The sequence below is a fragment of the Bradyrhizobium sp. BR14999 genome (genome assembly GCF_056106085.1).
The window spans coordinates 6,753,725-6,774,810 of record NZ_CM148536.1; the positions used below are offsets into that span (position 1 = coordinate 6,753,725).

The 21,086-nt window shown below is 65.1% G+C and carries 21 protein-coding genes; 2 read left to right on the top strand and 19 right to left on the bottom strand.

The window, feature by feature from the left end; genetic code table 11:
- Positions 1–63: 63 nt before the first annotated feature.
- The 8 genes from ACR9YP_RS31635 to ACR9YP_RS31670 all read right to left on the bottom strand — a co-directional run bounded on the left by ACR9YP_RS31635 (position 64) and on the right by ACR9YP_RS31670 (position 7,357).
- Positions 64–1,014 carry a sugar-binding transcriptional regulator gene (locus ACR9YP_RS31635; RefSeq protein ID WP_370990769.1) on the bottom strand — a complete coding sequence of 317 codons (951 nt, stop codon included), beginning with the start codon at positions 1,012–1,014 and terminating at the stop codon, positions 64–66.
- A 7-nt stretch (positions 1,015–1,021) separates the two neighbouring features.
- Entirely contained in the window at positions 1,022–1,687 is a 666-nt protein-coding gene (locus ACR9YP_RS31640) for an HAD family hydrolase (RefSeq protein WP_474217826.1), read from the bottom strand.
- Positions 1,688–1,763: 76 nt separating this feature from the next.
- Positions 1,764–3,680, bottom strand: a complete 1,917-nt coding sequence (locus ACR9YP_RS31645; RefSeq protein ID WP_438109626.1) for a nitric oxide reductase activation protein NorD — start codon at positions 3,678–3,680, stop codon at positions 1,764–1,766.
- 10 nt (positions 3,681–3,690) lie between these two features.
- A complete protein-coding gene (locus ACR9YP_RS31650; protein WP_438109627.1) occupies positions 3,691–4,500 on the bottom strand; it encodes a CbbQ/NirQ/NorQ/GpvN family protein in 810 nt (269 codons plus the stop codon).
- 62 nt (positions 4,501–4,562) lie between these two features.
- Complete coding sequence (locus ACR9YP_RS31655; protein ID WP_128947426.1) at positions 4,563–5,909, bottom strand: cbb3-type cytochrome c oxidase subunit I; 1,347 nt, start codon at positions 5,907–5,909, stop codon at positions 4,563–4,565.
- 41 nt (positions 5,910–5,950) lie between these two features.
- Positions 5,951–6,403 (bottom strand): c-type cytochrome, encoded by a 453-nt coding sequence (locus ACR9YP_RS31660; RefSeq protein ID WP_091892374.1) that lies wholly within the window; start codon positions 6,401–6,403, stop codon positions 5,951–5,953.
- A gap of 115 nt (positions 6,404–6,518) precedes the next feature.
- Entirely contained in the window at positions 6,519–6,779 is a 261-nt protein-coding gene (locus tag ACR9YP_RS31665; protein ID WP_438110839.1) for a cytochrome C oxidase subunit IV family protein, read from the bottom strand.
- The gene (locus ACR9YP_RS31670; protein ID WP_474217827.1) at positions 6,779–7,357 is read right to left on the bottom strand and encodes a cytochrome c oxidase subunit 3 family protein; all 579 of its coding nucleotides are present in this window, start codon (positions 7,355–7,357) and stop codon (positions 6,779–6,781) included. Before ACR9YP_RS31670 ends, ACR9YP_RS31665 begins: the two co-directional genes overlap by 1 nt.
- Before the next feature lie 171 nt (positions 7,358–7,528).
- Between ACR9YP_RS31670 and ACR9YP_RS31675 the strand changes: the two genes are divergently transcribed.
- On the top strand, positions 7,529–7,684 hold the full coding sequence (locus ACR9YP_RS31675) for a hypothetical protein (protein WP_091892367.1): 156 nt from the start codon (positions 7,529–7,531) through the stop codon (positions 7,682–7,684).
- A 144-nt stretch (positions 7,685–7,828) separates the two neighbouring features.
- Positions 7,829–8,254, top strand: a complete 426-nt coding sequence (locus ACR9YP_RS31680) for a cupin domain-containing protein (protein WP_091892363.1) — start codon at positions 7,829–7,831, stop codon at positions 8,252–8,254.
- A 158-nt stretch (positions 8,255–8,412) separates the two neighbouring features.
- Here the strand turns inward: ACR9YP_RS31680 and mmsB are convergent, their stop codons facing one another.
- The 11 genes from mmsB to ytfQ all read right to left on the bottom strand — a co-directional run bounded on the left by mmsB (position 8,413) and on the right by ytfQ (position 20,749).
- On the bottom strand, positions 8,413–9,603 hold the full coding sequence (mmsB, locus tag ACR9YP_RS31685) for a multiple monosaccharide ABC transporter permease (protein ID WP_091892361.1): 1,191 nt from the start codon (positions 9,601–9,603) through the stop codon (positions 8,413–8,415).
- Positions 9,600–11,177 carry a multiple monosaccharide ABC transporter ATP-binding protein gene (mmsA, locus tag ACR9YP_RS31690; protein ID WP_438109629.1) on the bottom strand — a complete coding sequence of 526 codons (1,578 nt, stop codon included), beginning with the start codon at positions 11,175–11,177 and terminating at the stop codon, positions 9,600–9,602. Before mmsA ends, mmsB begins: the two co-directional genes overlap by 4 nt.
- Before the next feature lie 177 nt (positions 11,178–11,354).
- A complete protein-coding gene (gene chvE / locus ACR9YP_RS31695) occupies positions 11,355–12,425 on the bottom strand; it encodes a multiple monosaccharide ABC transporter substrate-binding protein (protein WP_091892357.1) in 1,071 nt (356 codons plus the stop codon).
- 71 nt (positions 12,426–12,496) lie between these two features.
- A complete protein-coding gene (locus tag ACR9YP_RS31700; RefSeq protein ID WP_438110841.1) occupies positions 12,497–13,375 on the bottom strand; it encodes an SMP-30/gluconolactonase/LRE family protein in 879 nt (292 codons plus the stop codon).
- Positions 13,375–14,451, bottom strand: coding sequence for an aldose epimerase family protein (locus ACR9YP_RS31705; RefSeq protein ID WP_474217828.1), 1,077 nt, complete (start codon positions 14,449–14,451; stop codon positions 13,375–13,377). Before ACR9YP_RS31705 ends, ACR9YP_RS31700 begins: the two co-directional genes overlap by 1 nt.
- Positions 14,452–14,453: 2 nt before the next feature.
- Positions 14,454–15,380, bottom strand: coding sequence for a Gfo/Idh/MocA family protein (locus tag ACR9YP_RS31710; RefSeq protein WP_438109631.1), 927 nt, complete (start codon positions 15,378–15,380; stop codon positions 14,454–14,456).
- A complete protein-coding gene (locus tag ACR9YP_RS31715; RefSeq protein WP_091892349.1) occupies positions 15,377–16,153 on the bottom strand; it encodes a FadR/GntR family transcriptional regulator in 777 nt (258 codons plus the stop codon). The genes ACR9YP_RS31710 and ACR9YP_RS31715 overlap by 4 nt, the downstream gene beginning before the upstream one ends.
- The gene (yjfF, locus tag ACR9YP_RS31720; protein WP_438109633.1) at positions 16,150–17,130 is read right to left on the bottom strand and encodes a galactofuranose ABC transporter, permease protein YjfF; all 981 of its coding nucleotides are present in this window, start codon (positions 17,128–17,130) and stop codon (positions 16,150–16,152) included. Before yjfF ends, ACR9YP_RS31715 begins: the two co-directional genes overlap by 4 nt.
- The gene (locus ACR9YP_RS31725; RefSeq protein WP_438109634.1) at positions 17,127–18,119 is read right to left on the bottom strand and encodes an ABC transporter permease; all 993 of its coding nucleotides are present in this window, start codon (positions 18,117–18,119) and stop codon (positions 17,127–17,129) included. The genes yjfF and ACR9YP_RS31725 overlap by 4 nt, the downstream gene beginning before the upstream one ends.
- Positions 18,116–19,660 (bottom strand): sugar ABC transporter ATP-binding protein, encoded by a 1,545-nt coding sequence (locus ACR9YP_RS31730; protein WP_438109635.1) that lies wholly within the window; start codon positions 19,658–19,660, stop codon positions 18,116–18,118. Before ACR9YP_RS31730 ends, ACR9YP_RS31725 begins: the two co-directional genes overlap by 4 nt.
- Before the next feature lie 123 nt (positions 19,661–19,783).
- Positions 19,784–20,749, bottom strand: coding sequence for a galactofuranose ABC transporter, galactofuranose-binding protein YtfQ (gene ytfQ, locus ACR9YP_RS31735; RefSeq protein ID WP_091892341.1), 966 nt, complete (start codon positions 20,747–20,749; stop codon positions 19,784–19,786).
- Positions 20,750–21,086 lie beyond the last annotated feature (337 nt).

The following is a 21,086-nucleotide window of genomic DNA, read 5'->3' on the forward strand; positions in this document are numbered from 1 at the left end:
CGATGACAGTGGTGTGGGCGGAGAGAGCGCCCACTTCGCTGACGCGGGAGGAGCGACCTCGCCCTACCGCTCCAAGATCGCCCTTGCCGTCGCCTCGTCCGTGATCAGGCCATTGATCAACCGTCCGTTCAATGCCGCCGCGATCGCCGGCACCTTGGCGGCGCCGACTGCGGCGCCGATCGTCGTGGTGTTGGCCGGGACTTCCGGCGGGATGCTGGTGAGGCGCTTGTTGGTGCCGGATTTGAGCAGGCGGCCCCTGGAATCATAGGCCCAGCCGGTGATCTCGCCGATGGCACCTAACCGCATCATCTCGAACAGTTCGTCGCGCGTGACGAAGCCATCGACATGCACCTGTGCCTTCTGGTCCATCTGGCCGATGCCGACGAGGCGAAGGTCCGCCTTGGCCGCGACCGCCTTCACCTTGGCGATCGGCTCGATGCGGACCATCTTGTTGCGCTCGTCCTCCGACGACATCAGGAACGGCAAGGGCATCGGATAGTGCCGCGCGCCGGTGCGGTCGGCGAGCCGGCCGACGGTGTCGTAGAAGCTCGCCGAGCCATCGGCGGAGATGTTGCCGACCAGCGAGACGATCTGGTGGTTGGGCCGATCGATCGGCGTGACGCGCTCGACCGCGGCGCGTACCGCGCGGCCCGTACCGAGCGCGACGATGACCGGCGTCTCCGAGCGCAGCGTGGAATCGAGCAGGTTGGCGCAACGCTCGGCAATGCCCGCGGTGGCCTGCGGCGCGGCAGGGTCGGCAGGCACCACCTCGCAATGAACGAGATCAAAGCGCTGCTTCAGCCGCGCCGCCAGTTCCATGCAGGCGGCGATGGGATGCTCGAGTCGAAAGGTGATCAGCCGCTCGGCGAGGCACAGCGAAACCAGCCGCTGCGCCGACGCGCGCGAGACCTGGAGCATCTTTGCGATCTCGTCCTGGGTATGACCGGCAATGAAATAGAGCCAGCCCGCGCGCGCGGCGTCGTCGAGCCTTGATTTCTCGTTCTCGGCGGCCATGCGGGCCTTACGCCCCCTTCCAGAAATCGCTCATGCGCCCGAAGACCCGATCGGCCCCGGCGCCCGACAATATAGCGTGCCCGTCCCGGCTGCTGTAATGGCCTCCACCGACAAATCCCCAGACGGTCATGCCGGCCGCCTTGCCGGCCTGCACGCCGCTGACGCTGTCCTCGATCACGAGTGTGCGCGCGGGCGGTATGCGCATCTTCTCGGCCGCGTGGAGGAAAAGGTCGGGCGCCGGCTTGCCGTGCCTGACCATCTGCGCCGTGTAGATGCGGCCGTCGAATAGCGGCTTGAGGCCGGTGACCTCGAGCGAGAGCGATACGCGGTCGATATCGCTCGACGAGGCCACGCAGAACGGCACCGTCAAGTCCGACACCACCGCCCCCACCCCGGGGATCGGTTCCAGCGAAGCGGCAAATGTCTCGAGCACGCGCGACTTCAAGCGCGGCAGGAAGCCGTCCGGCACGATTTGCCCGAGATCGCGATAATGCTGCTCGATCGCCTTGGTGCTGCGCCCGAGAAAGAGCTCGAGCGCCTGCCCCTCACTGAGCGCGAAGCCGAATTCGGCCAGCACTTCGGACAGGCAGCGGCAGCTCAACAGCTCACTGTCGACGAGCACGCCGTCGCAGTCGAAGATGATCAGATCGGGTTTTGGCCGGTCCAGGTCCATCCGGCCATTCGATCATATACCCATCGTATGAGCAATAGCTCAGCCGGAGCAAGCCCTCGGGGGCACTTCCTGTACCTCAATGCGCCACCTGCCGGTAGATCGCCGGCAGCGCCGCCGGCAAACGCTTGATGTTGCCGACGATGGCGTAGCCGCCGCGGCCGAACAGGGTCGGGAAATAGGATTGCGCGGTCGCGTCCACGGTCACGCCGAATGCGGCGATGCCGAGCCGGCGCGCCTCCTGCACGGATTTCCGGGTGTCCTCGACCGCGAGCCGGCCTTCGTAGTGATCGACGTCGTTCGGCTTGCCGTCGGTAAGGACGAGCAGCAGCTTCTTGCGCTGCGGCTGGCGCGCGAGTTCGGCCGCGGCGTGGCGCACCGCGGCGCCGATCCGCGTGTAATAGCCGGGCTTGAGCGCGCCGATGCGGCGCTCCACCGCCCCGCTCATCGGCTCGCCGAAGGCCTTGACTGTCTCGAGCCGCACCCATGAGCGCCGGCGCGAGGTGAAGGTCAGGATGCTGTGGTGGTCGCCGCAAGCCGATAGCCCGTGCGCAAGCACAAGCAGCGCCTCCTTTTCGACATCGAGCACGCGATGACCGTCGACCCAGGCGTCGGTGGAGAGCGAGACGTCGACGAGCAGCGTGACAGCGAGATCGTGCCCCTGCGGGCGCATTGCGACATGGATGCGATCGAGACCACTGCTGCTGCCGGCGCGAAGGTCGCAGCGCGCGCGCACGAGCGCGTCGAGATCGAGGTCGTGGCCGTTGGCCTGGGCGCGCATCAATTCGTGACGCGGACGCAAGACTTCGAAGCGGCGACGCACCTGGCGGATGTGGCGGCGCATGATGTCATCCGCCGTCCAGCTCTCACCTTGTTCGGACGCCGCAGCCGCAAGCACACGGCAATGATCCGGCAGATAGGAGCCGCTGCGATAGTCCCATTCGGGATAGCTCAGGTCCGCGTTCAGGCGCGACGTATCGAGGGCTTCCGGCGGCAGGTCGAGATCGAATTTGAGCCGGCTCGCGGGCTTGCCGCTGCGGCGGCTGAGCGTGATCTCCTCGAGATCGTCGGCCGCCTTCTGCGCATCCTCGTCCTCGCTGTCATCGGCAGGACGATCGACATTGACCATCTCGGCCATGGCGAGGATCTTTTCGAATCGATTGAGCACGAAGGGATCGCGACGATTGGCACCGTCCTCGCGCTCGCGCACCGCAAACCGTCTGCGATCGTCCGACGGCGCAGGTGCCGCGCCCGGCGCGCACTCGTCCTCGCCGGCATGCGCGGGCGAGAGCTCGCGGGTCCAGCAATCGCCCCAGAGTGGGCACGGCAGGATCGAATGATAGCCCGGCGGCGCCTTGTCCGGGAGCGGGCCCGTCCCCATCATCGCTGGCCACAGCTGGCCTGCGGGCGCCTTTCCGGTTCCGAGCAAGGCCAGGACGATCTGTTCCACCTCCCGCTCGACGCGCGGCAGAGGGCGCTGAGGCCGGGCCTCGGCGGTGGCCACAGTGAGCTGCGCGTAATCGGCGACAAGCCCCGGGAATTGCGTGAGCACCCAGACCGCCGTCTCGCTGGCGCGACGCAGCATTAAGAGATCGCGCCTGAGCGGATCCGCCTCCGCGATCGCTTCGACCGGCGCAGCCGCGAACCATGCCGCAAGCCAGCGATAGAGCGATGCATTCAGCGCACGATCGGAAAAGATCGCGATGCGGTCGGGAAGGAAGATGGTCGCAGCGTCGCGGCCCGGCTGCTCGAGGCGCTCGTCGCCGAGGCCGATGCGCTGTCGCCAGCCGAGCCGGTGAGCGGACTTTCGGGCCCCTGCGCTCGCGATCTGCACGCCGGTCTCGCCGCCGAGCGCGCGGAACATCACCGCGAGCCGGCTTTTCATCTCCGTCAGCGTGACAGCCTGATCCTCGTGAACCGGATAGCTCGCGGTGCCGCCAACCATTCTGTGCCAGGCGCGGCCGACCGTCTCCTCCAGTTCGAGGAAATCGAGCATGGCGGTGGCCTCACCCGATCACGGCGCGCGCGACGTCGAGCAGCGCCGCCTTGACGTCGGCATCGTCGGTGAGCGGCTCGATCATGCCGGCGAGCACCGCATCAGCAGTCGGCGTGCCTGCGGCAATCAGCGTCGCGCAATAGACAACGAGCCGGGTCGAGACGCCCTCCTCCAGGTCGTGGCCCCTAAGCGCGCGCAGCCGACCAGCCAGCCCGACAAGCGGCCGCACGCGCTCCGGCGACAGTCCGCTTTCGGCGGACACGACGGCAATCTCCTGCTCGGGCGGCAGGAAGCCGAATTCGATGGCAATGAAGCGCTGCCGCGTCGACGGCTTCAACGCCTTCAGCAGCGTCTGGTATCCGGGATTGTAGGAGACGACGAGCATGAAGCTGTTGGGCGCCGCGATCTCCTCGCCGGTGCGCTCCAGCGGCAGGATACGGCGGTCGTCGGTGAGCGGATGCAGCACGACGGTAACGTCCTTGCGCGCTTCCACGACCTCGTCGAGATAGCAGATGCCGCCCTCGCGCACCGCGCGGGTCAGCGGACCGTCAGTCCACACGGTGTCGCCGCCCCTCAACAGATACCGACCGGTGAGATCTGCGGCGGTGAGATCGTCATGGCAGGCGACGGTGTGCAGCGGCAATCCGAGCCGCGCCGCCATGTGCGCGACGAAGCGCGTCTTGCCGCAGCCGGTCGGTCCCTTCAGCAGCACCGGAAGCTGATGCCGCCAGGCGTGCTCGAACAGCGCGCATTCGTTGGCGCTTGCGACATAGGCCGGCAGCGCGGGCGCCGAGGTCACGGTGTGAAGAGCGGGTTTCATGATGTCTCTCCGGACTTTCCAGGAAGCAGGCGGCCGCGGCGAACCGCGGCCGCCATTTGCATTTACTCGGCAGGCTGCAGCGCGCCGGGGATGACCGGTTGCCTGGCGCGGCCCGGCACCAGCACGGCCCACACGAACATCAGCGCGGAGATCGCCACGAATACGCCGGAGCCGAGCCGGACCCAGTAGAACATCGCGAGCTGGTCCTGCACGTCCATGTAGCCCTGGCCGAGCACGCGCTGGAGATGGACCTGGACCACGCCGGCAAAAGTCAGCGCGAAGGTCATCACCATCATAGCGGTGCACATGATCCAGAAGCTCGCCATGGAGAGCCACTGGTTGTAGGGCGCACGTCCCCTGATCTGCGGGATGGCGTAGGCCATCACCGAAAGGTTCAGCATCACATAGGCGCCGAAGAAGGCGAGATGGCCGTGTGCGGCGGTGACCTGGGTGCCGTGGGTGTAGTAGTTCACCGAGGACAGCGTGTGCAGGAAGCCCCAGACGCCGGCTCCGAGGAACGCCATCACCGAGCAGCCGACCGACCACAGCAGAGCTGCGCGGTTCGGATGCTTGCGACCGGCCTTCCAGGTCATCTGCACCGTGAAGATCACCATGGTGAAGAAGGGGGCGACCTCCAGCGTGGAGAACAGCGAGCCAATCCACTGCCAATAGCCGGGCGCGCCGATCCAGTAGAAGTGGTGGCCGGTGCCGAGGATGCCGGAGAACAGCGCCAGCCCAATGATGACGTAGAGCCACTTCTCGACCACCTCGCGGTCGATGCCGTTGAGCTTGATCATCAGATAGGCCAGCACGGAGGCCATGATGAGCTCCCAGACGCCTTCGACCCAGAGATGCACGACGTACCACCAGTACATCTTGTCGACCGCCAGATTGATTGGATTGTAGAAGGCGAACAGGAAGAAGATCGCAACGCCCCACAGGCCGAACAAGAGGATGTTCGTGACCGTGGTCTTGCGGCCCTTGAGCGCCGTCATCGTCACGTTGAACAGGAACATCAGACAGACGACGACGATGCCGACCTTGATGATGAAGGGCTGCTCGAGGAACTCGCGGCCCTCGTGGTAGTGGAAGAGATAGCCGACCACGGCCACACCTGCCGCGCCAAAAAACATCCAGAACTGGATTTTTGCCAGCAGCGGGCTGTAGAGCTCGGTCTCGGTCTCTTCCGGAAGCAGGAAGTAGGTCGCGCCCATGAAGCCGATCAACGACCACACGATCAGCGCGTTGGTGTGGATCATCCTGACGATGTTGAACGGCAGGAGGGTCGACAGCGTGTTGGGCAGGACGTAGATCGTCCCCGCGAGGAGGCCGAACAGGACCTGCGCGAGGAACAGAGTCAGCGCGCCGTAGAAATACAGCATCGCGACTTTCTGGGTCTGATATTTCATCTCAGGCTCTCTGTGTTTTAGGGATTCACGAGGCGATACGCTCAGCCGGCCTTGTTCGGCGGCCATTCCTGGCGCTTGATCGTAGAGGTCCATTGCAGGAAGTCGGCGAGATCGTTGAGCTCCTGGTCCGTGAGGTTGAACTGCGGCATCTGGCGCCGGCCCGGCGCGCCCGAAGGCTGCGCCTGCATCCAGGCCTTCAGCGTCTCGCGCGCACCCGCCGGGTCCTCGTTGCCGCCCCAGCGATCCCAGACGTTGCCGACTTCGGGAGCGAAATAGGCGCCCTCGCCGAGCAGGGTGTGGCAGTTGATGCAGGAGTTCTTCTCCCAGACATGCTTGCCGCGGGCGACCGACGACGTCAGTGTCGTCGCATCGGTCGAGGTCGTGGCCATGTAGTAATGGCTGTGCGCCGTCAGCCCTATGAAGATGGCGAAGAAAAAGGCCGAGCCGCCGTAGAAGACGTTTCGAGCGGCCGACTTGGTCAGGCGTTCAGCCATTGCCAATCCTTTCCGTTTGATTCCTGCGAAGAAGCGATGCGGTGATTTATTGCCGAACGGCACGGATCACTCTTTGACGAAGCGCAAGGAGCGCGACGATCCGCGAGGCGCCGCGTCAGATCAGGGTGACGACAGCGGATGCGAGCCAGGCGAACAGCACCACGACGAGGACCCAGGCGCTCACGAGGCCGCGCCAGAGCGCCGGCGCGGCCCGAAGATCGAGGAAATCGAGCACGATACGGCGGCCCTTGACGGCCGCGAACGCCAGCAGCAGGGCATTTCCGAGCAGCGGATGCGCCACAAATGATGGGACCAGAATGGTCGCGAGCGCGAGACCGATCAGCGCGATCCAGGTGATGTCGAGACGATCCGGAATCACTGCTGCACCAGATAGATGATCGGGAACATGACGATCCACAGCAGATCGACCATGTGCCAGAAGGCGGTTCCCGTCTCGACCCCCGAGGCTTCGGCACTCCGGGAAACTACGGCCAGGATCACGATGCCAAGGCCGACATGCAGGAGATGAAAGCCGGTGAGGAGAAAGTAGAGGGTGAAGAACGGGCTGGTCTCCAGACCGTTGCCCTGACCGATCTCGCCGGCATATTCGAACAGCTTGATCGCGATGAAGAGAGCGCCAAGCGCCATGGCGCCGAAGAGCCAGCCGCGCGCGGCCGGCCTGCGGCCCGCACGGGCGGCAGCCGTCCCGCGCGCTGCGGCCCATCCGCTGGTCACCAGAACGACGGTGTTGATCCCGGCGAGATGCGCATCGAGGGTGGCCTGACCGGCCGCGAAGATCGCGGGATGAATCGCACGGGCGACGATGAAGGCGCCGAGGAACAGGCCGAAGGCGGCAAGCTCGCTGAAGATCAGCACCCAGATCATGGGATCGCCGGGGAGATCTTCGAGGATTCCCCAGCCAGTTTCTTGTTGCTCGCAGTCCGTCGCCGACATCTGATTTCCAAACCAAAACGTCCAGCCACTACCTCGACGGCGCTGTTCCGACTTTGACGCCGGACAAAGAAGCGGCAGGCCATAGGGTGTTTGCGCTACCGCAACATCCTGGCGGCCCTTCCGCCATAGGGTGGATCAACCCGGCGGTTCCACAAGACGGCAAACGACCAGATGAGCGATGCACAAATCGGCCTGATGACCGCGACCCCCATTATCATCGCGTTTGCCATCGCGCTCCGGCGAATGGGCGTGCTGTCGACCGTGGCGACCGTGTCAGCGGTAAGCCTCTCCGTCGCGATCGCGGCGGTGCTGTTCACGACGCAGTAGTGGCAGGCGCCTCAGCGCGCCGTTGCGGCACTGCACAGCAAGGGCGCCTGCTGCAGGTGGGTCCCGGGCAGTTTCGATTCCTCCGTCTTGGCTTCCTTGCGTCGTGCGCTAATATTGCGCTCCACACGACTGGATGAGTTCGCCATGCCTGAGATCATCAACCTTGGCGCGCTGCAGCTGACGTTCCTACAGAGCAAGGATGACACCGCCGGCGGCCTCGATCTGTTCGAGATGACGCTACAGCCGAACGCGCGCATGCCGATTCCCCATTATCACGATGGCTGGGACGAAACGATCTACGGACTAAGCGGCATCTCGACCTGGCGGATCGACGCAAAGGACATCGACGTGGCGCCGGGCGAAAGCCTCTTCATTAAGCGCGGCGTGGTGCACGGTTTCATCAACCGTTCGCCCCGACCGGCGACCTGCCTGTGCATCCTCAGCCCCGGTGTACTCGGCCCACAATACTTCAAGGAGATGGCGGCCCTGCTATTGGCCGGCAAGCCTGATCCGGCCAAAATGAAGGAAACGATGCTGCGCTACGGGCTGGTTCCGGTGATGCAATCCTGAGGATGAGTGCAGCGCGAGCGGTCGAGTCAGGTGGCCAAAGCGTTCGCTATAGCTCAAAGGGCGATGGCGAAGGCGCGCTCAGCGCCTTCGTCGTAGTCGTTGAAAAGGGTGGGCACCTCGCAAGAGCGCTTCTGCCCACCTTACGAAAATCAGCGAAACTATCGCCGCTGATTATACACGTCGATGCAGACCGCACCGAGCAGCACCAGGCCCTTGATGACCTGCTGGTAGTCGATACCGATGCCGAGGATCGACATGCCGTTGTTCATCACGCCCATGATCATGGCGCCGACCACGGCACCGCCGACGCGCCCCACCCCGCCATAGGCCGAAGCGCCGCCGATGAAGCAGGCGGCGATGACGTCGAGCTCGAAGCCGAGACCGGCCTTCGGGGTCGCGGTGTTGAGGCGCGCGGCGAAGACGAGGCCGGCGAGCGCGGCGAGCACGCCCATGTTGACGAAGGTAAGGAAGGTCAGCCGCTCGGTCTTGATGCCCGATAGGCTTGCCGCCTTGGCGTTGCCGCCGACGGCATAGATCTGCCGGCCGATCACGGTGCGCCGGGTGACGAAGCCGTAGAGCGCGATCAGCGCCGTCATGATGACCAGCACGTTCGGCAGGCCGCGATGCGAGGCGATCAGATAGGTGAAATAGAGCACGGCGCAGGCCAAGAGAACGCTCTTGCCCAGGAAGAACGCATAAGGCTCGACCTCGATGCCGTGCAATTGCTCGCGCGAGCGGCCCTTGGCGCTGGCATAGACCAGGCCGAGCGCGAGCACGGCACCGATCAGCATGGAGGTCGGATGCAGCGTGCCGGCCTCGGGCAGCAGTTCAGGAATGAACCCGGACGACAATTTCTGGAAGGTCGCCGGGAACGGCCCGAGCGACTGGCCCTGCAACACCGCGAGTGCGAGGCCCTTGAACACCAGCATGCCGGCCAGCGTCACGATGAAGGACGGGATCTTGAAATAGGCCACCCAATAGCCTTGCGCGGCGCCGATGGCGGCGCCGACCAAGAGGCAGGCGATGAACGCGAGTGTGAAGTCGATCTTGTAGGTCACCATGAGCACGGCGGCCACCGCGCCGATGAAGCCCGCGACCGAACCGACCGAAAGATCGATATGACCGGTGACGATCACCAGCAGCATGCCCAGCGCCATGACGACGATGTAGCTGTTCTGCAGCACCAGATTGGTCAGGTTGAGCGGCTGCAGCAGCGTGCCGCCAGTGACGACCTGGAAGAACAGCATGATCGCGACCAACGACATCAACATGCCGTAATTGCGCAAATTGTTCTTGATGAAGCTGCCGTGCCGGCGCTCCTCGGGCAGCGACACCGTCTTGTCGGTCATGGCTGCGTTCCTCCCATCTCGACGGCCGCGGGCGCGGCGTTCCCAATTTTTCTTTCGTTGCGCATGATGGCGCGCATGATCTTTTCCTGCGTCGCCTCGGATCCCCTGAACTCCCCGACAAAGGCGCCGTCATTCATCACACAGATGCGGTCGCAGATGCCGAGCAGTTCGGGCATTTCCGAGGAGATCACCACGACGCCACGGCCGGCTTCCGCCAGCTCGTTGATGATACAGTAAATCTCGTACTTGGCACCGACGTCGATGCCCCGCGTCGGCTCGTCCAGGATCAGCACCTTCGGATCTGTCATCAGCCATTTCGACAGCACCACTTTCTGCTGGTTGCCGCCGGAGAGCTGGCCGGTCTCCTGGTAGACGTCGGAGCAGCGGATCCGCATCCGATTGCGGTAGTCGCTGGCGACCTTCAGCTCGGCAATGTCGTCGATCACACGGCCGGGCGCGACCTGGTCGAGGCTCGCCAGCGTGATGTTCTTGCGGACGTCGTCGGCGAGAATGAGGCCGAGCTGCTTGCGATCCTCGGTGACATAGGCAAGGCCGGCGTCGATCGCGGCCGCGACGCTCGGCAGCATCATCTCCCTGCCCTCGAGCCGGAGGCTGCCGCTGATCGTGGTGCCCCAGGAGCGGCCGAACAGACTCATGGCGAATTCAGTGCGGCCGGCCCCCATCAGGCCGGCGATGCCCACGACCTCGCCGCGCTTGACACTGAAATTGACGTTCTTGATCACCTGCCGTTCGGGATGAATGGGGTGATAGACCGACCAGTTCTCGACGGTGAGCACGGGTTCGCCGATCTTCGCGCTGCGCTCCGGGAAGCGGTGAGCAAGATCGCGGTTGACCATGCTGCGGATGATGCGGTCCTCCTGGATCGGCTCGGCATGGCAATCGATGCTGTCGACCGTGCGGCCGTCGCGCAGCACGGTGATGTGGTCGGCGACCTTTGCGACCTCGTTCAGCTTGTGCGAGATCAGGATCGAGCCGATGCCCTGCTCGCGGAACGCCATGAGGCGTTCGAGCAGCGCGGCGCTGTCGGCCTCATTGAGGCTCGCGGTCGGCTCGTCCAGGATCAGCATCCGCACCCGCTTGGAGAGCGCCTTCGCGATCTCGACCAGCTGCTGCTTGCCGACGCCGAGATCGGTGATCAGCGTATCCGGCGATTCTCTCAAGCCGACCTGCGCGAGCAGGTCCCGCGTGCGCCGGTAGACCTCGTCGCGATCGATCACCCCCAACTTCGACGGCGGATGCGACAGGAAGATGTTCTCGGCGATCGACATCAGCGGGATCAGCGCCAGCTCCTGATGGATGATGATGATGCCGAGTGCCTCGGAATCGTTGATGTCGCGGAAGCGCCGCTCCTCGCCTTCGAAGACGATGGTGCCCTCGTAGCTGCCGTGCGGATAGACCCCGCTCAGCACTTTCATCAGCGTCGACTTGCCGGCGCCGTTCTCGCCGACGAGCGCGTGGATCTGCCCGGCGTGAACCGAGAAATTGACATCGCGCAGCGCCTGCACACCGGCAAAGCTCTTGCTGACGTTGCGCATCTCCAGCATGGCGGTCATGGCTTTGGTGTCCCTTGCGTTACTTCGCCTCTCCCCGCGTGCGGGGAGAGGCCGGAATTCGAGTGCAGCTTGAATTCCGGGTGAGGGGGAGTCTCCGCGAGGGCAACTCTCACCGCCCCCGTGGAGAGCCCCCCTAACCCTCTCCCCGCACGCGGGGAGAGGGGAAAGAGAGAGTCCTTACTGGAACTGCGACTTCTTGTAGTAGCCGCTGTCGACCAGCACCTTCTCCCAATTGTCCTTGTAGACCACCACCGGCTTGAGCAGATAGGACGGCACGGTCTTGACGCCGTTCTCGTAGGTCTTGGTGTCGTTGACGGTGACCTGCTTGCCGGCGAGCGCCGCGTCGACCATGTCGGCCGTGACCTTGGCGAGGTCGCGGGTGTCCTTGAAGATGGTCGAGTACTGGTCGCCGCGCAGCATCGCCTTGATCGAGGGCACCTCGGCGTCCTGGCCGGAGATGATCGGCATCGGCTGATCGGCGCTGCCGTAGCCGACACCCTTCAGCGAGGAGATGATGCCGATCGAGATGCCGTCATAGGGCGACAGCACGGCATTGATCTTCTTGTTGCCGTAATAGGCGCTGAGCAGGTTGTCCATGCGGGCCTGCGCGGTGGCGCCATCCCAGCGCAGCGTTGCCACCTTGTCCATGCCCATCTGGCCGGAGACGACGACGAGCTTGCCGCTGTCGATGTACGGCTTCAGCACGCTCATCGCGCCGTTGTAGAAGAAGTAGGCGTTGTTGTCGTCGGGCGAGCCGCCGAACAGCTCGATGTTGAAGGGTCCCTTGCCTTCCTTGAGGCCGAGCCCCTGCTCGATCGACTGCGCCTGGAGCACGCCGACCTGGAAATTGTCGAACGTCGCGTAGTAGTCGACGTTCGGCGTGCCGCGGATCAGGCGGTCATAGGCGATCACGGTGATGCCCTTGGCCTTGGCCTGCTTGAGTACGTCGGACAGCGTGGTGCCGTCGATCGCGGCGATCACCAGCGCCTTCGCGCCCTTGGTCACCATGTTCTCGACCTGCGAGAGCTGGTTCGGAATGTCGTCCTCGGCATATTGCAGATCGGTGTTGTAGCCGCGCTCCTTCAGCACCTTGACCATGTTGTTGCCGTCGTCGATCCAGCGCGCCGAGGATTTGGTCGGCATGGCGATGCCGACTGTCGCCTTCTGCGCGGAGGCGGTGACGCCTGTGGCCATCGTGGCAGCGCCGGCCAGCGCCAGTGCGAGGAACGTCGTCTTCAATTTCAGCATATTTCACTCCCTTTGGGTGTCAGACTGTTTCTTCGTGTCGTCGAGAACGTGGGTGGGCTGCTTCGGATCTCCTATGCGAGCTTGACATCGGGCTCCGCACGACCGCGCGCGGATGCATCCAACAGAAAGGTCTGGCCTGCTTGCGGATCGGCGGCGCGCGCAGCCGCGTCCATGTCCTGCCAGGCGGAGGTGACGAGGAGACGCGACAGATCGGGGCCAACGAAAGCCGGGCAGCTCGCCTGCTTCGCAGGAACGCTCAATGAGCGCAGGCGCTCGCCCTGCGGGGAGTAGACATCGATGCGGCCCGTGCCCCAGCAGGCGTTCCAGATCTGCCCGTCGGCGTCGCACACCGAGCCGTCGAAACCGCCGATGCCGGTGTGGCGAAGCAGCACCTCCGGCTCGCCGCGCGGCAGGCCAGTCGCCGGATTGAGCAGCACCGTGTAGAGCACGGCGCGCACACTATCGGCGAAATAGCCGATCGCGCCGTCCGGCGAGAAGCAGATCGAGTTGGGAATACTGATGCGGGGGAACAGCAGCGAGATCTTGCCGCGATGAAACGCGTAGATGGCGCCCGCCCCTGTTTCCGCGTTGCGTCCCATGGTGCCGATCCAGAACGTGCCGGACTGATGCACGCGCGCGTCGTTGGAACGCGTGGCGGGATTGTCGGCTTCGAGCGGGCAGAGCAGCGTCATCGCGCCGTCGGCAAGCTTGCGGATGTAAAGGCCATCTTCCGCGACGATCAACTGACGCTCGGCATCGATGCGTCCGAGCGCGCTCGCCATCCGGCCGAGCGCGTGGATGCGCACCTCACCGCCGCCGAGCTGCGCCTCGAACAGCAGCCCTTCGCGGATGTCGAACCACCAGGCGGTGTCGGTGGTCGCGTCATAGGTCGGTCCCTCGCCGAGATGGCAAGGGTGGTCCGAGAGCACAGACGTCGGTACTTCTTCCATCATGGCGTCCTCACCGAAAAGCGATAGACCGTGTGATGGCGATAGACCTCGCCGGGTGAAAGCCGCGGGCTCGGGAAATCCGGCCGGTTCGGCGCGTCGGGCCAGATGTGGGGTTCCAGGCACATCGCATCCGACTGCCGGATGAGCTTGCCGCCCTTCCCGGAGATCGTGCCATCGAGATAATTGCCGGAATAGACCTGAAGTCCGGGTTGATCGGTGAACAGCTCCATGATGCGCCCCGAGCGCGGCGCCTCCAGCCGGGCCGCGAAAGCAAGCTTGCCATCACGCGCGAGGCAGTAGGTGTGATCGTAGCCCCTGCCGCTCTGCAATTGCTGATCGCTCTCGCGGATGCGCGCACCGACCGCCCATGCTTCGCGGAAGTCGAACGGCGTACCGGAAACGCTGCGCGGCGGCTCCGGCAGCGGAATGGCGGTGGGATCGATCGCGAGAAAATGCTCGGCGGCGACCGTCAGTCTATGATCAAGGATGGTGGTACCCGACGTCGCACCTTCCAGATTGAAGAAGCTATGGTTGGTGAGGTTGACGATCGTCGGCCGGTCCGTGCGGGCTTCCATGGTGAGCGACAGCTCAGTCGGTCCCGTGATGCGATAGGTCAGACGCACATCGAGCCGGCCGGGATAGTTTTCTTCGCCATGCGGGCTGACATAGGTGAGCATCACGGCGGGCTCGGCGCCCTCGTCGATCTCCGCAATGTCCCAGAGTTTGCGATCGAAGCCATCGAGGCCGCCGTGCAGCGCATTCGGACCGTTGTTGACGGGAAGCTGCACCGTCTCGCCGTCGAGCGAAAACTGTCCCTTGGCGATGCGGTTGGCATAACGGCCGACGGTGGCGCCGAAGAACTTTCGCTCGGCGAGATAGCCCGCGAACGCATCGTGGCCGAGCGCGACATCGTCGTAGCCGCCCTTCGCGTCCGGCGCGATCAGCGCCTGGATCACCGCACCATGGGTGATGATCCGCGCTTCGAAGCCGCCCGCTCCGCGCAGTACGATGCGTTCGACCGCGCGGCCGTCCGGCAGCGTTCCGAAAACGTCTCTTATTATTTTCGAGCCAGCCATTGTCAGTCCACAAATGCTTCGACGATCGTCCGCTTGCCGAGCAGGAAAGCATCGGCGACGAGACGCAATGGCGCCAGATCGACGTCGCTCGCGCAGGTCGCAGCGAGATCGACGAAGCGCCGGTAGAGCTCCCGATATTCCTCATCGGGCGCCTCGGCAACGGTCTTGCCGTCGATCGCCATGCGCCTGCCGCCACCGGACAGAGTCAGCTGGCCCTGATCGGTTTCCACGAGGATATCCCAGCTCTGCGGTCCGGTCTGGCGGAAATCGAACTCGGCGGTGACAGGCAGGCCGCCGATGTCCGTCAGCGTCAGCTTCGCGGCGATCGGCGCCTGGCAGTTGGCGGGAAAGGCCAGCTCGGCCGCCGTGACGAACACCGACTGCGGCAGGACTTTGGTCAGGATCGACAGCGCGTTGATGCCGGGATCGAATACGCCAAGCCCGCCCGGTTCCCAGATCCAGCCTTGCCCGGGATGCCAGACGCGGACGTCTTCCTTCCAGCTGATGTGCACGGAGGTGATGCGGCGTTCGGCGAGCCATTGCCGCGCCGGCTCGACCGCCGGTGCGTAGCGCGAATGCCAGGTCGCAAACAGCGTCCGCTTCGCATCCGCCGCCATCGCGATCAGCGGATCGAGCTCGGCAACGCCGGTGCCGGGCGGCTTCTCCAGCATGACATGCTTGCCGGCGGCGAGCGCCGCGGCCGCCTGGGCACGGCGCACCTGCGGCGGCGTGCAGAGCGACACCGCGTCGATCGGCGGCCCCTTCTCAAGCAACTCCTCGATAGTGGCGAAATGCGGCAGCCCCGGCAGCGAAGCGTTGCGACTGGCGACAGCCGCGAGCGTCGCACCCGGTGTCGCCGCGATCGCACTAAGGTGCTGGTCGCGCGCGATCTTGCCGAAGCCGACGATGGCGATGCGAAGTTCAGTCACGATCTCTCTCCGGATTTCGCAGATGACAACGGCTCGGCCGGCGCGGTTTCGATCACCGCATCCTCGTGGCGGCGCATGCCGTTGTGAATGACGTAGACCATCGCCTCCGACGCGGCGTCGACATCGCCCGCCGCAATGGCATCGACGATCTTCTGATGCCAGAGCAGCACGGTGTCGCGGTCCTCCGACTCGACCGGAGCGCTCAGCAGGAACGAGGCGCGGAGCGCAGCCTCGATGACATGCCCAATCGAGCGCATGAACAGATTGCCGGAGGCACGCGCCACCCCAACATGGAGCGCGAGGTCGGCATCGGCAAAGCCGACGGAGTCGGACGCTTCAAGCCGCATGCGATCCATGCAGCGACGGAGCTCAGCGACGTCCTCGTCGGACCGGTGCATAGCTGCGAGAGCGGCGGCGCGCGGCTCGACGGCCAGACGGATCTCAGCGAGGTCGTTGAGGAAACGCTTGTCGATGCCGGCGTCCAGATGCCAGGCCAGCACGTCGGCGTCGAACATGTTCCAGGCGCCGCGCTCGCGTACGACGGTACCGACCCGCGCCTTGGTGGTGAGCAGGCCCTTGGCGACCAGGGTCTTGACGCTTTCGCGCAGCACCGGCCGCGATACGCCGAACATCGCGATCATCTCGGCATCACCGGGCAGCCGCGTCCCCTCCGCATAGCGGCCGGCGATGATGTCGACGCCGATCGAGCGGGCCACCTCCGCATGGTTGGAGTGGGCCCGCCGCGTCGGGATGACGACGATGCGCGAGGTCATGAGATTGCTCCTGCACTCTTCCTCACCGGTCGTCGTGCAAGCGCGACCAGTCCCTGCTGCAAGGCGATGAAGGCGAACAGCAGCACGCCGGTCGCGATCTTAGTCCACCAGCTCGACAGCGTGCCATCGAAATTGATGTAGGTCTGGATCAAGCCCTGGATCAGCACGCCGAGGAAGGTGCCGATCACCGATCCCTGTCCGCCGGTGAGCAGCGTGCCGCCGATCACGACGGCCGCGATGGTGTCGAGCTCGACGCCGACCGCGGAGAGCGAATAGCCCGCGCTGGTGTAGAAGGAGAAGACAATGCCGGCGGTGCCCGCCAGCAGGCTCGACAGCATGTAGATCTTCACCGTCATCTTGCCGACTGCAACGCCCATCAGGCTCGCGGTCGCCCGGCTGCCGCCGAGCGCATAGACATTGGCGCCGAACCGGGTGATATGCAGCAGCAGGGCGCCGCCGATCACGATCACCAGCATGATGATCGCGATCGCCGTCAGCCGTCCGCCGCCGGGCATCCGCAGCGCGAAGTCCGACACGGTGGAGTAGACCGGCGCGGTGATCGGCACCGATTCCGTCGAGAGCAGGAAGCTCGCACCGCGTGCCAAGAACATGCCGGCCAGCGTGACGATGAAGGGCGGCAGGTCGAAGACATGGATCACGGCGCCCATTGTAGCCCCGAACCCAGCCGAGAGCACCAGGATGGCGGCGAAAGCGACCAGCGGCGGCACGCCCCAGCGCTCGATGGCCAGCGCCACGAACACAGTGGTGAAACCGATCACCGAGCCGACCGAGAGATCGATGCCGCCGGAGATGATGACGAAGGTCATGCCGATCGCGACGATGCCGAGGAAAGCGTTGTCGGTGAGGAGATTGCCGACCACGCGGGTCGAGGCAATGTTGGGGAATTGCATCGCGCAGAGCGCAAAGCCGGCGACCAGCACGATGGCCGTGATGAGGACGGGCGGCAGGCCTTTCATGCTTTGGACCTCCGCAGCCGCGCGGCGATTCCGGCAATGCCGGCGAATTTCGGCGATTGCAGCAACAGCACCGCGAGCACCACCACCGCCTTGACCAGCAAATTGAACTCCGGCGGATAGCCGGACAAGAGGATCCCGGTGTTCATGGTCTGGATGATCAGCGCGCCGAGCACGGCGAGTAACAGGCTGAAGCGGCCGCCGAACAGCGAGGTGCCGCCGATCACCACCGCAAGGATGGCGTCGAGCTCGAGCCAGAGGCCGGCATTGTTGGCATCCGCGCCCATGATGTCGGCGGCTGCGATCACACCGGCGAGCGCGGCGCAGACGCCGCACCAGACATAGACCGACAGGATCATGGCGCGCGTGCTGACGCCGGCGAGCTCGCTTGCCCGCGCATTGCCGCCGGTCGCCTCGATGAGCAGCCCCAGCGCCGAGCCGCGCACCACCGCGCCGGTGAGGATCAGCATGCCCAAGGCGATCGCGACCGGCACCGGCAGGCCGAGCACAGCGCCATTGCCGAGCCAGACCAGATCCGGCGAAGAGAAGGTCACGATGCGCCCCTCGGTGATCAGCTGGGCAATGCCGCGTCCCGCCACCATCAGGATCAGCGTCGCCACGATCGGCTGCATGCCGAGCACGGCGACGAGGAAGCCGTTCCAGAGCCCACAGACGAGCCCGGCACCGAGCGCAGCCCCCAGCACGATCGGCAGACCGTGGCTGTCGGCGAGGCTCGCCGCGATCGCGCCCGAGATCGCCATGACGGCGCCGACCGACAGGTCGATGCCGCGCGTCGCGATTACCAGCACCATGCCGAGCGAGAGCAGCGCCACCGGCGTGCCACGGTTGAGCACGTCGATCAGGCTGCCAAACAGCCGGCCGTCCTGGAGACGCAGGTCGAAGAATTGCGGCGACACCACGCGATCGACCGCCAGGATGACGACCAGCGCAAGGATCTGGGCAAGGCCGCGGCGCGGCAACAGCGCTGTCATGCCCGGCCCTCATGCGCAACGCTGGCGCCGTCGGCGGCGATGGCCGCGAGGATGTTGCCGACATCGATCGCCTCGCCCGCGAGTTCCTCGACATGGGCGCGGTCGCGCAACACGACGACGCGATCGGAATAGGTCACGATCTCATCCAGCTCGGAGGAGATCACGAGCAGTGCGAGGCCGTCGTCGCAGAGCTCGCGGATCAGACGGATGATCTCGGCATGCGCGCCGACATCGATGCCGCGGGTCGGCTCGTCCAACACCAGCAGGCGCGGCGATGTCGCGAGCCAGCGCGCCAGCAGCACTTTCTGCTGGTTGCCGCCGGACAACAGGCCGACCGGACGTTCGGGATCTGCCGGCCGGATGTCGAGCATCTTGACGTAGCGGCGCGCGATCTCGTCCTGCTCGCGGCGCGACAGCGGCCGATGCAGCCCGCGCTTGGCCTGGAGCGCGAGCACGATGTTCTCACGCACGCTGAGCTCGGCGACGATGCCGTCGGTCTTGCGCTCCTCGGGACAATAGCCAAAGCCGTGGCGGACGCCGTCGCGCGGCGATTGGAGCCGCACGGGGGCGCCTTCCACCCTCGCCTGCCCGCGATCGGCGCGTTCGGCGCCGAACACCAGCCGCGCCGTCTCGGTCCGGCCCGAGCCGAGCAGGCCGGCCAGACCGACGACCTCGCCATGGCGCAGCTCGAGATTGAACGGCGCGACATAGCCGGCCTTGCCGTAACCCTCGAAGCTCGCGCAGATCTCGCGCGCCTTGTGTTCGGTGGCAGAAGCCCGCGCGCTGGTGGTCTCGGCCAGCTCGCGGCCAAGCATCATCCGGATCAATTCCAGCCGCGGCAGCGAAGCCGTCTCGCGCTCCCCGACCAGGCGGCCGTTGCGCAAGACCGTGATGCGGTCGGAGATCTCGTAGACCTGGTCCAGGAAGTGACTGACGAAGACGATGCCGATGCCACGCTTTGCGAGCTGGCGCATGATGCCGAAGAGGATCTCGACTTCGTGACGGTCTAGGCTCGCGGTCGGCTCGTCCAGGATCAGCACCCGTGCGGAGAGATCGACGGCCCGCGCGATCGCGGTGACGTGCTGCACGGCGACAGAATAGCTGCCGAGCGGCGCGGCGACATCGATGTCGAGGCCGAAGTCCGCGAGCAAGGCCTTGGCGCGGCAACGCATCTCGCCTTCGCGGACGATGCCGAAACGCATCGGCTGGCGGTCGAGAAACAGGTTCTGTGCCACCGAGAGGTTCGGCAGCAGATTGACTTCCTGGTAGACGGTGGCAATGCCGGTCTGAAGCGCGGCCTTGGCCGAGCGCGGCGCGATTGCCTCGCCACTGATCCTGACGATTCCGGCATCGCGCGGGAACACGCCGGTGACCGCCTTGATCAGCGTGGACTTGCCGGCGCCGTTCTCGCCGAGCAGCGCATGGATCTCGCCGGCGCGAAGCGTGAAGTCGACCTCCTGCAACGCACGCACAGCACCGAAGCTTTTGCTGATCCCGCGCACCTCCAGAAGGGCCGGAGCAGGATCGGGGCTGTTCTCCATGACAACGTCACTCCCGCCAGTGCCCGCTGATGATGCGGTCACCCAGCCTATTCGTTCGCACAGCGATTTCGAAGGGGGTATCACCGGACCACCGAAACATGGCGGTCCGGCGCAGCGCCCGCCTCAGTAACCGAGGCCCTTCTTGCTGTCGTAGATCTTCTGCGGATCGTCGGCAGCGGTATAGAGCTTGGACTCGGTCTGGATCCACTTCGGCGGAACCGTACCCTTGCCCTTGAATGCCGCAATCGCATCGAGCGCCGGACCGGCCATGTTCGGCGTCAGCTCGACGGTCGCATTGGCTTCGCCGGCGGCCATCGCCTTGAAGATATCGGGGACTGCATCGATGGAGACGGTGAGGATCTCCTTGCCTGGCTTGAGGCCGGCTTCCTTCATCGCCTGGATCGCGCCGACCATCATGTCGTCGTTGTGGGCGTAGACCGCGCAGATCGACTTGCCGCCGCCTTCGGCCTTGATGAAGCTCTCCATCACCTCCTTGCCCTTGGCGCGGGTGAAGTCGCCGGTCTGGCTGCGCACCACCTTCAGGTTCGCATGCTTGGCGATGGCGGTGTCGAAACCCTTCTTGCGGTTGGCCGCCACGCTGGCGCCGACCGTGCCCTGCAATTCGACGATGTTGCAGGCCTTAGCCCCGACGGTCTTGGCCAGCCAGTCGCCGGCGACCTCGCCTTCGTGCACGCTGTCGGAGGTGACAGCGGTGAGATAGAGCTCCTTGCCGGAGGGATCGATGTCGCGGTCGAGCAGTACGACCGGGATCTTGGCCTCCTTGGCTTCCTTCAGCACCGAATCCCAGCCGGTCGAGACGACTGGCGCAAGGAAGATCGCATCGACATTCTGCGCGATGAAGGAGCGGATCGCCTTGATCTGGTTCTCCTGCTTCTGCTGCGCGTCGGCGATCTTGAGATTGACCTTTCGCTTGGTGGCTTCCTGCTTGGAGACCGAGGTCTCGGCCGCGCGCCAGCCGGATTCCGATCCGATCTGCGAGAAGCCGATGGTGAGCTCGGCGGCATTCGCCGGCAGGGCGAGCAGCAACGCGGCCGTGGCGCTGGCCGCAAAGAGGGCTTTGAAGGTCATCAGGCGTGTCTCCCAAGATGTTTATCCGGGGCGCCGATGGTAGCATGGCACCCGCAGGCCGGCCTTCGAGGCGGCGGAAGGCACTATTTCACGGAAGAATGGTTCCGTATAGTCATATTATTTGACTATTTGGTGGAAAGCGCGGCGGAACCGGCTGGCCGCATAGATGACACGCACAGCGCGATTTTGTTCCGGGGATACAACGCGGAGATGAAGGAGAAATTGTGGGCAGCGGCAGTGCGCTCCCTTGCCCCGCTTGCGGGGCCGCGATGAGCTTCGCTCGCGCTGAGAGGGTTGGGGTGAGGGGTGTCTCTGCGAAAACTAATGAGAGACGGAC

What these genes read in the sequence shown, in the direction of transcription:
- ACR9YP_RS31635 (WP_370990769.1), bottom strand. Translation starts at nt 1,014, where the DNA reads ATGGCCGCCGAGAACGAGAAATCAAGGCTCGACGACGCCGCGCGCGCG.
- ACR9YP_RS31640 (WP_474217826.1), bottom strand. Translation starts at nt 1,687, where the DNA reads ATGGACCTGGACCGGCCAAAACCCGATCTGATCATCTTCGACTGCGAC.
- ACR9YP_RS31645 (WP_438109626.1), bottom strand. Translation starts at nt 3,680, where the DNA reads ATGCTCGATTTCCTCGAACTGGAGGAGACGGTCGGCCGCGCCTGGCAC.
- ACR9YP_RS31650 (WP_438109627.1), bottom strand. Translation starts at nt 4,500, where the DNA reads ATGAAACCCGCTCTTCACACCGTGACCTCGGCGCCCGCGCTGCCGGCC.
- ACR9YP_RS31655 (WP_128947426.1), bottom strand. Translation starts at nt 5,909, where the DNA reads ATGAAATATCAGACCCAGAAAGTCGCGATGCTGTATTTCTACGGCGCG.
- ACR9YP_RS31660 (WP_091892374.1), bottom strand. Translation starts at nt 6,403, where the DNA reads ATGGCTGAACGCCTGACCAAGTCGGCCGCTCGAAACGTCTTCTACGGC.
- ACR9YP_RS31670 (WP_474217827.1), bottom strand. Translation starts at nt 7,357, where the DNA reads ATGTCGGCGACGGACTGCGAGCAACAAGAAACTGGCTGGGGAATCCTC.
- ACR9YP_RS31675 (WP_091892367.1), top strand. Translation starts at nt 7,529, where the DNA reads ATGAGCGATGCACAAATCGGCCTGATGACCGCGACCCCCATTATCATC.
- ACR9YP_RS31680 (WP_091892363.1), top strand. Translation starts at nt 7,829, where the DNA reads ATGCCTGAGATCATCAACCTTGGCGCGCTGCAGCTGACGTTCCTACAG.
- mmsB (WP_091892361.1), bottom strand. Translation starts at nt 9,603, where the DNA reads ATGACCGACAAGACGGTGTCGCTGCCCGAGGAGCGCCGGCACGGCAGC.
- mmsA (WP_438109629.1), bottom strand. Translation starts at nt 11,177, where the DNA reads ATGACCGCCATGCTGGAGATGCGCAACGTCAGCAAGAGCTTTGCCGGT.
- chvE (WP_091892357.1), bottom strand. Translation starts at nt 12,425, where the DNA reads ATGCTGAAATTGAAGACGACGTTCCTCGCACTGGCGCTGGCCGGCGCT.
- ACR9YP_RS31700 (WP_438110841.1), bottom strand. Translation starts at nt 13,375, where the DNA reads ATGGAAGAAGTACCGACGTCTGTGCTCTCGGACCACCCTTGCCATCTC.
- ACR9YP_RS31705 (WP_474217828.1), bottom strand. Translation starts at nt 14,451, where the DNA reads ATGGCTGGCTCGAAAATAATAAGAGACGTTTTCGGAACGCTGCCGGAC.
- ACR9YP_RS31715 (WP_091892349.1), bottom strand. Translation starts at nt 16,153, where the DNA reads ATGACCTCGCGCATCGTCGTCATCCCGACGCGGCGGGCCCACTCCAAC.
- yjfF (WP_438109633.1), bottom strand. Translation starts at nt 17,130, where the DNA reads ATGAAAGGCCTGCCGCCCGTCCTCATCACGGCCATCGTGCTGGTCGCC.
- ACR9YP_RS31725 (WP_438109634.1), bottom strand. Translation starts at nt 18,119, where the DNA reads ATGACAGCGCTGTTGCCGCGCCGCGGCCTTGCCCAGATCCTTGCGCTG.
- ACR9YP_RS31730 (WP_438109635.1), bottom strand. Translation starts at nt 19,660, where the DNA reads ATGGAGAACAGCCCCGATCCTGCTCCGGCCCTTCTGGAGGTGCGCGGG.
- ytfQ (WP_091892341.1), bottom strand. Translation starts at nt 20,749, where the DNA reads ATGACCTTCAAAGCCCTCTTTGCGGCCAGCGCCACGGCCGCGTTGCTG.